Origin of the sequence: Bifidobacterium mellis (assembly GCF_000967265.1) — a bacterium.
Lineage (GTDB): Bacteria > Actinomycetota > Actinomycetes > Actinomycetales > Bifidobacteriaceae > Bombiscardovia > Bombiscardovia mellis.
Window position 1 is genome coordinate 582,856 of the sequence record NZ_KQ033885.1, and the last position, 13,045, is coordinate 595,900.

General features: G+C 56.4%; 13 protein-coding genes, 1 other RNA gene and 1 riboswitch. Of the genes, 4 read left to right on the plus strand and 10 right to left on the minus strand.

What is annotated here, in order from left to right:
- The 3 genes from JF70_RS09165 to JF70_RS02675 form a co-directional block, all read right to left on the minus strand.
- Positions 1 to 324, minus strand: coding sequence for a GNAT family N-acetyltransferase (locus JF70_RS09165; protein WP_231578819.1), 324 nt, complete (start codon positions 322 to 324; stop codon positions 1 to 3).
- 260 nt (positions 325 to 584) lie between these two features.
- On the minus strand, positions 585 to 902 hold the full coding sequence (locus JF70_RS02670; RefSeq protein ID WP_045936055.1) for a DMT family transporter: 318 nt from the start codon (positions 900 to 902) through the stop codon (positions 585 to 587).
- An 8-nt stretch (positions 903 to 910) separates the two neighbouring features.
- Positions 911 to 974, minus strand: a riboswitch (guanidine-III (ykkC-III) riboswitch).
- A 245-nt stretch (positions 975 to 1,219) separates the two neighbouring features.
- Entirely contained in the window at positions 1,220 to 2,797 is a 1,578-nt protein-coding gene (locus tag JF70_RS02675) for a hypothetical protein (RefSeq protein ID WP_156149572.1), read from the minus strand.
- 352 nt (positions 2,798 to 3,149) lie between these two features.
- Between JF70_RS02675 and JF70_RS02680 the strand changes: the two genes are divergently transcribed.
- The 3 genes from JF70_RS02680 (at position 3,150) to JF70_RS02690 (ending at position 4,584) form a co-directional block, all read left to right on the plus strand.
- Positions 3,150 to 3,389, plus strand: coding sequence for a hypothetical protein (locus tag JF70_RS02680; RefSeq protein WP_156149573.1), 240 nt, complete (start codon positions 3,150 to 3,152; stop codon positions 3,387 to 3,389).
- A gap of 6 nt (positions 3,390 to 3,395) precedes the next feature.
- Positions 3,396 to 3,842, plus strand: coding sequence for an FtsX-like permease family protein (locus JF70_RS02685; RefSeq protein ID WP_082069358.1), 447 nt, complete (start codon positions 3,396 to 3,398; stop codon positions 3,840 to 3,842).
- A gap of 253 nt (positions 3,843 to 4,095) precedes the next feature.
- Entirely contained in the window at positions 4,096 to 4,584 is a 489-nt protein-coding gene (locus JF70_RS02690) for an FtsX-like permease family protein (protein WP_156149574.1), read from the plus strand.
- Positions 4,585 to 4,914: 330 nt separating this feature from the next.
- On the opposite strand, the gene JF70_RS02695 is transcribed toward JF70_RS02690, so the two are convergent.
- The 5 genes from JF70_RS02695 to JF70_RS02710 all read right to left on the minus strand — a co-directional run bounded on the left by JF70_RS02695 (position 4,915) and on the right by JF70_RS02710 (position 9,002).
- Positions 4,915 to 5,193, minus strand: a complete 279-nt coding sequence (locus JF70_RS02695; protein WP_045935195.1) for a type II toxin-antitoxin system RelE/ParE family toxin — start codon at positions 5,191 to 5,193, stop codon at positions 4,915 to 4,917.
- Positions 5,186 to 5,440: a type II toxin-antitoxin system RelB/DinJ family antitoxin gene (locus JF70_RS02700; protein ID WP_045935196.1), complete on the minus strand. Its 255-nt coding sequence runs from the start codon at positions 5,438 to 5,440 to the stop codon at positions 5,186 to 5,188. The genes JF70_RS02695 and JF70_RS02700 overlap by 8 nt, the downstream gene beginning before the upstream one ends.
- Before the next feature lie 240 nt (positions 5,441 to 5,680).
- Positions 5,681 to 6,079, minus strand: a transfer-messenger RNA (tmRNA) gene (ssrA, locus tag JF70_RS08695).
- Between the two features lie 113 nt (positions 6,080 to 6,192).
- Positions 6,193 to 7,137, minus strand: coding sequence for a LysR family transcriptional regulator (locus JF70_RS02705; RefSeq protein WP_045935197.1), 945 nt, complete (start codon positions 7,135 to 7,137; stop codon positions 6,193 to 6,195).
- Between the two features lie 242 nt (positions 7,138 to 7,379).
- On the minus strand, positions 7,380 to 9,002 hold the full coding sequence (locus JF70_RS02710) for an NAD-dependent malic enzyme (RefSeq protein WP_045935198.1): 1,623 nt from the start codon (positions 9,000 to 9,002) through the stop codon (positions 7,380 to 7,382).
- Between the two features lie 301 nt (positions 9,003 to 9,303).
- On the opposite strand from JF70_RS02710, the gene JF70_RS02715 reads away from it, so the two are divergent.
- On the plus strand, positions 9,304 to 10,779 hold the full coding sequence (locus tag JF70_RS02715; protein ID WP_045936056.1) for a DASS family sodium-coupled anion symporter: 1,476 nt from the start codon (positions 9,304 to 9,306) through the stop codon (positions 10,777 to 10,779).
- Between the two features lie 84 nt (positions 10,780 to 10,863).
- Here JF70_RS02715 and JF70_RS02720 read toward each other — a convergent pair whose 3' ends face one another.
- Both JF70_RS02720 and JF70_RS02725 read right to left on the minus strand, forming a co-directional pair.
- Positions 10,864 to 11,763, minus strand: a complete 900-nt coding sequence (locus JF70_RS02720) for a carbohydrate kinase family protein (RefSeq protein WP_045935199.1) — start codon at positions 11,761 to 11,763, stop codon at positions 10,864 to 10,866.
- The gene (locus tag JF70_RS02725) at positions 11,753 to 13,030 is read right to left on the minus strand and encodes an ROK family transcriptional regulator (protein ID WP_045935200.1); all 1,278 of its coding nucleotides are present in this window, start codon (positions 13,028 to 13,030) and stop codon (positions 11,753 to 11,755) included. The genes JF70_RS02720 and JF70_RS02725 overlap by 11 nt, the downstream gene beginning before the upstream one ends.
- Positions 13,031 to 13,045 lie beyond the last annotated feature (15 nt).

A 13,045-nucleotide genomic window follows, 5' to 3' on the forward strand; every position in this document is an offset into this window, starting at 1 on the left:
TCAACTGACTGCTGCGGTCATGATCCAGTCGGTCTGTAGATCCTCGCCCAAGGTGAAGATGTGCTCTCCGGTCCGTTTGAAGCCCACGGCTTGGTAGAAACGTTGAGCGGGTTCATTGTGTTCCCATACGCCCAGCCAGATTTTGCTCAGGCTCTGGTTCCTGGCACGTTTGAAGGCTCGATTGATCAACAGGGTGCCCAATCCGCGGTGCTTGAAATCCGATAGGACGTATAGCCGCTCGATCTCCATGGATGTGTCGCTGAACTGTTCTGTTTGGGCCTTCCCGGTGTTGATCTGCATGTAGGCTGCGGGCGTGCCATCCACGCTGGCCAGAAGAAAAAACGGACTCAGGTTCTGACAGTTGTGACTTGACCAGTTCGGGGGAGAAGGAGTGCCGGAGGTAGTCTTCCATGTTTTCCCGGCTGTTGTCGGCGGCGAAGGTGTCGCGGAAAGTGGTAATGCCCAAGGAACGTATCAGTCCGACATCATCTGATGTGCATTGCCGTATTGTTGCGGTCATGATGGCGATTCCTTTCCTCATTGATTCTGCTGCTTGGATATATCTGCTTTGAAAGGCACTGTTTTCAGTTGACGACCTTGAGTCCGACCACGCAGGCGACCAAACCGATGATGAGCAGAATGCGGGCGAGTGAAATAGGCTCCGAGCCCGTAGCCATGGCGTATAGGACAGTCAGGGCAGCTCCGATGCCGACCCAGACCGCATAGGCCGTGCTGGTAGGGATGTTGCGCATGGCAAAGGCTAGACCCATCATGCTGAGAATCAATCCCACAATAAAAACGATGTCAGGGACGATTTTGGTAAAGCCTTGAGACTTGCCCAGGGCGGTGGCCCAGACCGATTCACAGATACCAGCGAATATGAGTATGATCCATGAGGACATGGTTCCCTTTCGGCAAGTCTTGTCGCTGTCCGGGTACTTGACCATCGTCCGGGAACCTGAATCAGATTCTGAACATCAGAGTAGCACGAGTTGAATCGTAAGATGTTGAGTCAGATATTTTTATGGCGGTTCAAAGGCCGTAAATGATCAATGCCGATTCAATTCGTCAGAGATCCTGCTCATTTGGGATTACATTGCTGCTTGTCCACGAGGAATGAGGAACGCTGCAATCTAGATGAGCCGGGTTGTCAAAGTCGTATACAGCACTACACGGCTACTCCGCATATTCTGGTTTCACTGCTTTACTAACGTCAGTATTAGTTGCCGATTTCCTTTGAAGCTGGAAAATTATGAGTGATAACTTTTTTTGGTCTTGCCTCTTTATCCGCCTCTGAGCTTATGGATGTTGATAAATATCTAGGGTCATTGAATATAGCAGCTAAATAGATTTTGCATTCCTCCTGATTGCAACAATCGAACTCTCTATCATTTGTGTCGATTTTGTCTACTAAGCACATGATATCGCGTTGATGTTTTGGTGCATCCTGATTTGTAGCGTTGTTTCGTTGAGAGTTACAATATTCTAGATTTTTTCGAAGTTCATCAACCGACAACGATAGCAAGGGAACCTGTTTCGTATCGGGGGAAGCGGGATAACATATTTTCGCCCATTCCTCTCTTTTAGCGTGTGTTATGACGGTGTGCAGCAAATGCTCGCGATGAGTGTCTATAGATAATTCTGAATCGATGTATGTTGAAGTGACTTCCGTATATAAACGGAAGTGACCGTGCTCTATATCCTTCTGGTCGTCTTTGATAAACCCGGTTAACAGCAATTTATCAAGAGGGGCCAAGAACCAATCCCAGCAGGGTAGTTGATAGAACACGAAGATTAATATCGGGATCAGAAGTGTAACCACGAGCATCAGCGTGGTTGTCGGGTTTAATACAAGGGAAAAGGGTAAAAGTGATATAAAGTAAGAAAGTGCGGCTATTGAGAAGTGGTATATTAACTTCCCAAATTTGTGACGTTTGTAGCGAGTTTGATTCCTTTTACTTGAGTGGCCATAAGCGCCGATTTGTAACATAAAGCCACGATCAATCGAGCTGAGGATCAGTTCAAGCACAACAGCGATGATCAAGGTCGTTACACGGATGACTAAATGATTGCCCATTCTTGCGAATAGCGCTGCTATTCCACATGCTATAAATGTTGCAAGAGTGGTCATGAGGGTCAATCCGAAAATAGGGCGAAGAATAGCATCGGTTATCGGATGTTTTGTAAACAACGATCCTTTAGGTAATGAGTGATATTCTTCTAGATGATCTGATCTCAGCGTTTCGTTTTCTTGCATCACGCGTGTCGAAAACTTGAATTTCACCCCATAGTTAAGGGCAAAGGTTGCTATGCTAAAGCCGATGATTATCAATGACAAGCTCAAACCGAAATCGTTCTGATTGAACGTGTCAGGCGATATGTAGCCTGTGATAAAGTCAATAGCGCCCGATAGTAAGTAGACAAAGTGGTAGAATGCGGTTGCGGTGTGGGAAAATTCGGCGGTCTTAGTTTCCAGAAAAGCTGTCACAAGAGTGACGGCTATGATTAATGACCACAGTTCCGGCAGCATATTGGCAGTATCTTTAAAGGGATCGTTACGCACAAAATTGTGGAAGATGGTATTGTGCTCGTACCAACTCTGCTTTGCTTGATTTTTGAGTAAGCTATACTCCATTATCCTGATAACAGCTCCACAGACGAAAAATAGAGCAGAGTACACAATATTTACTACGAGCTGCCTTTCCCTTTCAGCTTGCCAGCTTTCTGCTGGATGGAATATTGGAGATATATTCGAATGATCTCTTGCAGTGGACATAATTGAAACCCGCTCTATCATCGTCTCTCATTGTGACCTGATATAGTTAAATATAAATACGATTAAAGGACATGTAGTTTGCATGCTGTCCTGGTTGCGGATCGAGAAACAGGATCACCATCGAACTAGTCAATGCGTTGGAATTGCTTGTTTGCTAGGTCTCTCCAGTTAAAGGGCTTCATTTTAATGCTGTGATGCCTGGACAATGTAAGGCATACGATCACAATAAGCTCGGTATCATAAGGTTGAATCAGGGTTGATTCAGGGTCGTTTCAGGGGTTTGCCGGATGTTGTCTTTCGCGTCGGTCGGCTATTCATGTAATAGAGGAATGTAGTCGAGTGTACGCACGAGGACGTGGCAGGTGAATGAAACATGACTTGGGCCTTACGTAATTTGAAAGCCAATAGTGGCATCTGGGCTGGCGTCTTTATCGTTCTTGTGGTCACCCAAACCCTGCTTTGTGCCATGAGTGTGGGCATGGGCGTCAACAGCTGTTACCGAGGTCTATCGGTCAAGACCAGGGATCCTGCCAAGAGTCTGGCTTCGGCCCTGAGCCTAGTCTTCCTCACAGTCATTGTGCTCGGATGGCTGGTGATCAAGCAGATCTTGTAGGTATCAATTCGCCAACGTCGACAGGTGCTGGCCCTTCTTTCGGTGCTGGGAGCTACGCCTAAGCAGATCCTGGTGCTTGCGCTTTTGCAGGTGATGATTCTGGACCTGCTGGCTTCTCTTGTTGCCGCGGCTCTGTCGCCTGCGCTGGCTGGAAGGATCCTCGACTGGTATTCAACCGGGATGCCGATGCCGGTGCATTTCACTTTTACCTGGCACGGTTTTCCCAGGTCTGCCCTGACCGGTCTCGCAGTGGGATTGGCCACGGCCGTCTTGGCGACCAGCCGGACATTGCTGGATTTGGGGAAGATGACACCCGTCCGGGTGGTGCGCCGTGTTGAGGAGAGCGAATCTGTCGATCGGCCCCGACATGGACGTGGTTTCGTGTCCCTTTTTCTTGGGCTGGCCTTACTTGCTGCTATTGCCGTTGCCTGTCGTTGCCTATCTTTCGCATAGCGGCTCTGGATCCTTGGACCCTAAGCAGATTCAGGCGGTCGTAAGTGCCGTTGGAAGTGGACCGCTGTTCGCTATTCTTCTGCTGCTGATTGCCTTGGCTCGCGCTTGGGGGCCGGTTATAGGCAGGGTCACTCAACTCTGGACTACTCCAGTGCCGTCGTCATCTGCTATCTGGTGGATTGCGCGTTCACAGGCTGTGGTCAGGAGTAGAGACACCACATTCGGCTCTATAGTCATAGCGTTGACCGCTTGCATGTTTCTGGTCGGTGGTCTGCTGATTGCGGGAAGCACCAGTACCGTTGCCATGAACAAGGTGCCGGGAATAGCAAATGTCACATCGAACAGAACCCTGGAGTCGTTCTATGGTTTCTGGGCAGCGCTGCTGGTCGCCCTGGTTGGCGTGATTACGGGGTTCGCCATTGTCGCTCGGGATCGTGACCTTGATCTGGCGCTCCTGTCAATCGCCGGTGCAAATCCGCAGCAGTTGACCGGCATATCCGTATTGGACGGCACCATCGTGATGACCACCGGCATTATCATTACAGCAGGCGGCACCGGACTGGTCGGACTGTGCACAGCTATGGTCTACTGGCCCCTCGTCCGCAGTCTGTCTATAGTTTTTCCTTGTCAGTTCTTCCTTATATGCGGTTTGCCGATCATCGCCGTTGGTTCGCTGGCGACCATGCTGACGGCGCGTCCTGCTTTGAGGCGCTCGCCCATAGCCTTTCTGCAAGCACCATAGGCGGATGGTCGACAGTGAACTTTAATAGCTGGGTCCGCGATGGGTAATTCAGTGGTCTTGTCGAGCATTGATCTCGGCCATGGCTGTGTGCGACATATTCATCAACGAGCAGTTTCCCGTGGGATTGGGCAGCGTTGGGCAATGCGCTATATGCATGCTGGATGCCCGAAGATAGATGTCCTCGTTATGACGAATCAATCTCTAGGAGGTCTAGCGAACGATTAACTTTCAACTTTGGAGCAGATACGAATGGGCAGTCAAATTTGGGCCTCGGTTACACTGATTCGTGTCAGTCGGAACAAGGCTCGATTGCCGAGACTTTCACTTTTGTCACAGTGTTTGGTCGTGGCTGCCGGTGGTCATCAAAGTAAGAATCATTCGATTTTTGTCGCGCTTATACACCAGGAGCCAGTCTGCGTCGACATGTAGCTCCTCGTATGTAGACCAGCGGCCTTTCAGCTGGTGGTTTCGATATTTGCGCTTAAGCAGTGCTGAATTGTAGTCAGCCAAGTCGTCGAGCACCTGATAGAGCTTGCTTAGATCAAAATGTTTCTTCTTGATTTTCTTGACATCACGCAAATACTTCTGCGTATATGCAAACTCATACATGATGGATGATGTCTTTCATATTCTCTACATCTCCCGCATGGGTGACTGGTGAGGCCTCAGCTTCCTCCATTTCCCTATCAAATTTGGAAAGTTGGGAGCGGAATGGAAGTCCTCCTTCGCGTAGAGACTGAGAGAGAAACATGTTAATCGCCGTGCCGAGATCAAGGCCTAGGTCTTCGAAAAGCTGTGAGGCTCGACACTTCATATCCTCGCTGGTGCGAATTTGAATTCTCGCTGTCTCTTTCATAACTTTCACCCCTCCGATTGCTCAATTAGTCATCTTTAGCTCCCAAATTATATCATTTGTGCTCCGAATGGAGTTACTTTGGAGTTATTCTAACTCTACGAGTAAAGAAACGAGCATGACTTGAGGTTCATGAATTAGGCTGTTGCCAATGTGATGCACTAAGTAATCCGGAAAGATGGATTCTTGAACCGTAAAACGGCATGAAAAGGGCCAGCCGAGTTGCCTCGGCCGGCCCTTGTCTTGTGGAGCTGCGGGGAATTGAACCCCGGTCCGGTGACCGCACCCTCAGTCTTCTACGTGCGTAGTCTGCAGGCCTTTGTGGCTATCTGTCTGCCCCCACCTATGTCGCAGACAACCGGTGGCGGGCATAGCCGCAGTAAAAGTCCCCGAACCGCCCTGTGGCGCAGCAGTTCAGGCAAGTCTTCTTAATGACGCTCAGCATCCCCCCGAAGGCGAAGGGGAGTGAACGGAGCAGCTGCTCACTGGTTAATCCTGGCGCGAAGCTCAGGCAGCGAGAGCGAACTCAGTGCGGTTAGATTTAGCACTTGTTGTTTGCGGGAGGACATTAACGAGCGGACCCCCGCATTCTCGGCACGCTTCCCTGCGACGAACAGGTCACCGTCGAAACCGATCAGCCCCAATCTTGAATTATCAAGCTCTGCCGGTGCCATTACGGACCGGCCTCGTCAGTATACAACAGATGGACGCTGCGGATATTCCCGCTTCTCCCTGGGCATTGACTTGAATCCTGGTCAAGCCACAGAGCTCAGTCGACTGGTGGCATAGTCGCTGAAGGCGTGCACTTCCTCCACGTCCTCATGGAAGGCCTCCCGCTTGGTGTCGTTGAAGAGGAAGATGTTGAAGCGAGGCATGTCATCACCGGCAAAGGGGATGAAGCGCAGGCCGTCGCCAGGGTGTACGCCAGCCGAGGTGATCAGGCTGCAGACCAGGCCGGATGTGGTTACCAACTTCAAGGTCTCCACGTCGGAGACTTCAATCAGGTGGCTGACCGGTTCAGACAGGTGAATCAGCCTTTGGGCGGCCTGGGCATGGACGAAATCGCGGTTGAGGGTGGCGAAGGGGACGTCCCCGGGAAGCATGGACAGATCCTCGGGGTGCAGACTGGTCATTCCCGCCGTACCCAGCCGGTCGACCATGGACTGGGTGCAGACCATGCCGAAGGGGAAGGAGGCCAGCTTGGTCGTCTCCACGCCATCCACGCTCAGCGACTCGTCGACGCTGGCCACCGCCCCGTAGTCCACACGGTGGGCCTCTATCTGGCTCAGCAACTTTTGGGACCCTATGGTTTCTACGGTCGTGTTCTTGTCTGGTTCGCACTGCCCTTGCCGCCCCTGCCCGGAGCTCAGCAGCGAAGAGATGATGGGTGGCAGGCCGATTGTGCGCCGTCGAATCCCGGTCCTCGCAGCCAAGGCCTCAGGCAGGGAGTTAATAAGGTCCAATGCCTGGCCGACGTGGTCCACCACTGTTCTTCCGGATTGGGTGAGCTGTGTGCCGTCACCTGCGCCGAAGCGCTGCCTTTGGACCAGCCTGGTTCCCAGACGTTTTTCCAGTCTTCTGATGGCCTGTGAGACGGCAGGCTGGGAGATGCCCGCCTCCAACGCGACGTCGGTGAAACTGCCGTACCGGGCCAGCATGGTAAGCAGCTCGAGGTCGCGGACATTATCCATATAGGTCATGAGCCGCTTCCCTTGATTGGTGCTCAGATTATTGCTTGTCTTTATTGCTTATCCGTCAACTTTGGCGAAAGACTACTTATAAGAACCATATCATTATCATCTGGACTTGAGAAGATTGACCCTTGAAAATATTGACAGATCATGACTCATGATTGGGGTCCGGCCGCCACGATTATCGATTATCAATCGTGCCGGCCGGACCCCAATTTCAATGTCGCAAGAAGCGAAGGTGCAGGTTTCGCTCAGGCGTCGTAGTGCCACTGTGCCTTGGCAACGGCGGCATCCACGTCCTCAATCGGCTCACGGTTCAGGCCTTCCTGGACCGCCTGTTCAGCCACAGCAGTGGCCACCCGGCGTGAGATCTCCTTCAGATCGGCCACCGGCGGCAATACGGCGGTTCCGGGCTTGTCCACGTCGATCATGTCGGAGATGGCGTAGGCTGCGGCCAACAGCATCCCCTTGGTGACCAGCCGTGCCTTGGCGACGATGGCCCCGAAGCAGATGCCGGGATACATGAGGGCGTTGTTGCCCTGTCCGATGGAATAGGTGACCCCCTGGTAATCAACAGGCTTTGAGGGGGTGCCGGTGATGACGAAGCCGCGGCCGTGGGTCCAGGCGATCACATCGGCAGCCTTGGCCTCGGCCAGTTCCGTGGGGTTGGAGATGGGGCAGATCAGCGGCCGCTCCACATGCTTGGCCATGGCCTCGACAACGTCCTGGTTGAAGGCTCCGGCCCTGGTCGAGGTGCCGATGAGCACTGTGGGTTGGAAGGCGTCGACAACCTGTGCCAGCGAGGTCTTGTCGGTGACTGAGGCGAACTCGTCCGGCTTGCGGGCATATCGTGTTTGCCCCTCGGTCAGATCATCCTGGCCCTGCTCGATCAGCCCCTGACGATCGAAGAGCAGAACCCTGTTCCGGGCGGTCTCAGGATCCATGCCCTGGCGGATGATCAGGTCGTCCACGATCTGGTCGGCGATGCCCACGCCGGCGGTCCCTGCCCCGAAGACCATGATCCTGGTGTCCTTGGGGTCGGCTCCGGCGATTTTTCTGGCGGCGATCAGAGCGGCCAGTACGGTCACGCCGGTGCCCTGGATATCGTCATTCAGTGTCAGGATCCGGTCCTGGTAGCGCTTGAGAACAGGTGCCGCCTCAGGCCTGCCGAAGTCCTCCCAGTGGATCAGGGCCTCCGGGTAGCGCTGCAGGACCTGCTGGACGAAGTCATCGATGAAGTCGTCGTAGCGCTGGCCCCTGACCCTGGCGAAGTGGTTGCCCACATAATCCGGATTGTCAAGGAGGGCCTGGCGGTTGGTGCCGACATCCACCATCACCGGTAGAACGCGCGAGGGGTCAATGCCGGCAGCTGCAGTGTAGACCGCCAGCTTGCCCGTCAGGATCTCAGCGCCCTGGGCGCCCCAGTCGCCGATGCCGAGAATGCCTTCCGCGTCGGTGCAGACCACCAGATCGATGGGTCGGTCGCCGGCGTACTGGTCCAGGGCGTCGCCGATCCCTTCGGGGTGATCGATGGAGATGTAGGCCACGTCGCTGCCCGAATAGAACTCGTCGTAGCGTTGGATGGACTGGGCCACGGTGGGGGCGTAGACGATGGGCATGTACTCAGTCAGGTGCTTGTCCATGCTCCTGTAGAAGAGGCGACGGTCGGTGCGGCAGATGCTCATCAGGTAGAGCCGCTTGTCCAGATCGGTGGGCTGGGCCAGGAAGCGGCGGTAAACGATGCGCTCGCGCTGTTCGTCATCCTGGACGGCAGCGGGCAGCAGCCCGTCCAGCTTGAGCTCGCGCCGTTGTTCATAGTCGAATCCCAGTCCCCGGTTGGCATAGGAATCGTTGATCGTATCGAATCCTGTCATGGTTTCACTTGTCCTTCACGATTGGGGCCGGCCGCGTTGCCGGACCTCTGCAATCAGCCTAGAAAAGCCCTTGGCAGCCCGGCAAATAAGCATTGCCTATATGCCGCCAAGGGGATCATCTCAGTCTTTGACGGGTCTTTAAGGCCTTCAGCAGCTGCCGGATGCGGCGTCCTTCATATAGGCAGCGCTTATTTGTCGTCCCTGCCGCCTGCCGCATAGCATAAGTCCACACGAGCAAGCCGACGAGGAGGTCGGCGGTTTTCAGGCGGTCATACGCCGGACCATGAGCGAAGGAGCAATGATGGGTGAAACAGTACGAACAGGCGGGGGCGGGGGAGACCCCCAGACAGGGGCCAGGCAGCCGTTCAATACGGGCCAACTGGTCAAGGCTCTGATCTGTGTAGCGGTCGGGTTGGTCATCTTCCTGATTCCGCCTCCCAAGGGACTGACCGCCCAGGGCATGCACATGCTGGGAGTCTTCGTGGGCACCATCCTAGGGTTGATTCTGCAGCCTCTGCCCACTTCGGCGGTAGCCATCATCGGCATGACCGTGGGGATGCTGACCGGGGCATTGGACCCCAAGAAGGCGGCTTTCAACGGACTGGGCAGTGCCTCCATCTGGCTGATCGTGGCGGCCTTCTTCATCGCTCAGGGATTTGTCTCCACTGGACTTGGCCGCAGGATCGCCTTGGTCTTTCTGTCCAAACTGGGCAAGTCCAGCCTGGGCATAGCATACGGGCTCTCGGCCGCCGACCTGGTCCTGGCTCCGGCCACCCCGTCAAACACGGCTCGTCTGGGCGGCATCCTTTTCCCGATCATCACGTCCATCAGCGACGTGCAGGATTCAAAGCCGGACACTGATGAGTCCCGGCGACGCATCGGCGCTTACTTGGCGATCACGGCCAACAACGTCAACGCCATTACATCGGCCATGTTCCTGACGGCTATGGCGGCGGGCCCGGTCGTAGGACAGCTGGCCCAGAAATTCCATGTGGACATCGGGTGGGGCACCTGGGCCCTGGCCGGCATAGTGCCTGGCCTAATCTGCCTGATCCTCATCCCCGCCCTGATCTACCGCATCTTCCCGCCAACCCTGAGGAACGTTCCTCAGGCTCAGGAGGATGCCAAGGATGAGCTCAAGGGTCTTGGCCCGCTGAGCATGCACGAGTGGATCATGGCCGTGACCTTCCTGGTCATGCTGGTCCTCTGGGCGACCGGCTCGGTGATCCATATCAATTCCACCACCGTGGCCTTCCTGGGCGTGGCCGTGCTGCTGTGCACCAAGATCATCACCTGGCAGGACATGGTGGCCAACAAGTCGGCCTGGTCCACACTGATCTTCTTTGGTGTTCTGGTAGGCATGGCGGAACCGCTGAACACCCTGGGCGTCACCACTTGGGCGGGGGAGATCATCGCCGGACTGGTCAAGGGCATGCCCTGGGTGTTGGTCCTGGTCATTCTGACGATCTTCTACTTCTTCATCCACTACATGTTCGCTTCCGAGCTGGCCCAGGTGGCGGCCATCTACACGCTCTTCGTCAGCGTGGCCGTGGCTGCCGGGGTCCCCGCCATGCCTGCAGCGCTGATGCTGGGATGCGCCAGCGGTCTGATCGGCGCCATGACCCATTACGCCTCCGGACCGGCGGCCTTGATTTACGGTGCCGGATATGTCAAGACCTCTGAGTTCCTGCGGATCGGCCTGATCTGCGGACTGGTGACCGTGGCCATCTTCCTGACCGTGGGTCTGGGCTGGTGGCGGCTCATCGGCATCTGGTAAATCCCGATACCGTAGATATAAGTTTGGCCCCGTCCTGTCGACAGTTCGACCTGGCGGGGCCAAATCATATTCAAAGGACGGGGATCATTGACCCTGCTGGCCCAGGTAGTCGGGGATATGCTCGGGATATTCGGGCCAGGCGCCCGGCTGGGTGCAGACGAAGGCAGCGGTGTTGACGGCAGCCCGGTGGGACTGGGTCAGGGAGGCCCCCAGCAGGCGGTTGATGGCGAAGGTGCCGGAGAAGGCATCGCCGGCACCAACAGTGTCGGCCACAGTGATTTCAGGCGTGGGCAGGTGGGAGGACTGGCCGTCTGCCAGATAGATTGTGCTGTAGTCGTTGCCGGCGGTCAGCACGATGGTGTCCAGGTGCCACTGGTCCATGAACCAGCGGCAGAGTTCGTCGTCGGTGGCTCCGGGCACACGGAACATGTCGCGCAGGGTGACCAGCTCCTCGTCGTTGAGCTTGAAGACCGTGGCCATGTCCAGAAGCTCCTGGATCAGGTCCTTGCTGTAGAAGGTGCCGCGCAGGTTGATGTCGAAGAAGCGCATGGCATGGCTTTTGGTGTGGCGCAGCACCTGCAGGCAGGTCTCGCGTGACTGGCTGCTGCGCATGCTCAGCGTGCCATAGCAAACGGCGTCGGCCTTGCTGGCCAACCCGGCCAGGTCATCCGTGTATTCCAGATGATCCCAGGCCACATCGGGCTTGAAGACGTACTGGGGGATGCCCTCGGTCAGCTGGACCTCGACGGTGCTGGTGGGGTGGTCGTTGTGCTGCAGGACGGCATCGACGCCGGCCTTCTGGACCGCCTCCTCAAGCTCCCGGCCCAGGTCGTCGCGTCCCACGGCGCTGATGGCATAGCCTTCCGCCCCGTTCTTCGCGGCGTGATAGCTGAAGTTGACCGGCGCGCCACCGGCCCGCTTGCCTGTTGGCAGGACGTCCCAGAGGATCTCGCCGATGCTGAGGACCACGGGTTTACTGGTCATGGTGTTCCTTTCCTGATGACGGGCGATGCGTCCGCCTTGTGCTTGTTGACTTCACAGCTGGTCGGCCCATACTGGCCGGATGTTCCAAAAATTGGCTGGCAGCCACCGCAGCGGCCCCGGTCAGCGTGGCATCGGCAGGTAGGTTGGAGAGCAGAATCTGCGTGTGCTCCCGTAGGCCAGGCAGGGCGCGTTGGGATACTATGGCCCGAACTCGTTCAAGCAGGCGGGTACCGGCGGCGGCCACCATGTCTCCGATGACGATCTGGGCGGGGTTGTAGGCGTTGACGACGGTCACGCAGCCATATCCCACGTAGTCGGCTATCTGATCCACCAGGGTCTGGGCGGCCTGCTGGCCTGAGCGGGCCTGGTCGAACAGGACCGCGCAGGCCTTGGCATGGGTCATGGCTTCGATTCCAGGGAAGTGATCCCGCATATCCGGCTGGCACATGCGGCGATGGATGGCTACCGCCGAGCAGTAACATTCCAGGCAGCCGCGGTTGCCGCACTCGCAGGGCAGGCCGTTCAGATCGATGCTGACGTGGCCGATTTCGGTGGCCGCTCCCTGGCTGCCGTCCACCAGGGCGCCCCTGTCGATGACTCCCAGTCCAACGCCTTCGCCCACCAGGAAGTAGGCCATGCTGGATGCGCTCACGCCTGGGTCGAACAGACTCTGGGCCAGCGCACCGGCTCGGGCATCCTGCTCGATGAAGGTGGGTACGCGGAAGGCCCGGCCGAATTCGTGGATAAAGTCCACCCCACGCCAGCCGGGCATGCTGGTGACCAGGGCGATGCGGCCGGTATCGCGAAGGTAGGGGCCCGGTACGGCCATGCCCACGGCCACGATGGCGGGGTGCGCCTCCAATCGCGCTTCCACTCGTGTTCTGACCTCGGCGACGGCGCCGGGGATGTCATCGGGGTTGACGGGGGGCAGCTCCTCCGAGTCCAGCAGACGGCCGCTGATGTCGAACAGTCCGATGCTGACCAGGCTGCGGGCGAACTTGACGCCGATGACCTGGTAGCGGTCGGCGTTCAGTGCCAATCCGATGGATCGACGGCCACCCTCTGAGTCCATGCTGCCGGTCTCGCTGATCAGGCCCAGGTCGATCAGGCGGGCCACCAGCTTGCCCACGGCCGCCGGCGTCAGGTTGATGTCCCGGGCCATCTGGGCTCGGGAACTGGTGCCGTGCTGGTGCAGGTACTGGACGATGCGTGACTGGTTGAGCTCGGAGAGGGCCTTTGGTGTGCTGGCGTATGGGCTGCCGCGCATGTCAACCTCCTCCTT

What these genes read in the sequence shown, in the direction of transcription:
- JF70_RS02670 (WP_045936055.1), bottom strand. Translation starts at nt 902, where the DNA reads ATGTCCTCATGGATCATACTCATATTCGCTGGTATCTGTGAATCGGTC.
- JF70_RS02675 (WP_156149572.1), bottom strand. Translation starts at nt 2,797, where the DNA reads ATGATAGAGCGGGTTTCAATTATGTCCACTGCAAGAGATCATTCGAAT.
- JF70_RS02680 (WP_156149573.1), top strand. Translation starts at nt 3,150, where the DNA reads ATGACTTGGGCCTTACGTAATTTGAAAGCCAATAGTGGCATCTGGGCT.
- JF70_RS02690 (WP_156149574.1), top strand. Translation starts at nt 4,096, where the DNA reads ATGTTTCTGGTCGGTGGTCTGCTGATTGCGGGAAGCACCAGTACCGTT.
- JF70_RS02695 (WP_045935195.1), bottom strand. Translation starts at nt 5,193, where the DNA reads ATGTATGAGTTTGCATATACGCAGAAGTATTTGCGTGATGTCAAGAAA.
- JF70_RS02700 (WP_045935196.1), bottom strand. Translation starts at nt 5,440, where the DNA reads ATGAAAGAGACAGCGAGAATTCAAATTCGCACCAGCGAGGATATGAAG.
- JF70_RS02705 (WP_045935197.1), bottom strand. Translation starts at nt 7,137, where the DNA reads ATGACCTATATGGATAATGTCCGCGACCTCGAGCTGCTTACCATGCTG.
- JF70_RS02710 (WP_045935198.1), bottom strand. Translation starts at nt 9,002, where the DNA reads ATGACAGGATTCGATACGATCAACGATTCCTATGCCAACCGGGGACTG.
- JF70_RS02715 (WP_045936056.1), top strand. Translation starts at nt 9,304, where the DNA reads ATGGGTGAAACAGTACGAACAGGCGGGGGCGGGGGAGACCCCCAGACA.
- JF70_RS02720 (WP_045935199.1), bottom strand. Translation starts at nt 11,763, where the DNA reads ATGACCAGTAAACCCGTGGTCCTCAGCATCGGCGAGATCCTCTGGGAC.
- JF70_RS02725 (WP_045935200.1), bottom strand. Translation starts at nt 13,030, where the DNA reads ATGCGCGGCAGCCCATACGCCAGCACACCAAAGGCCCTCTCCGAGCTC.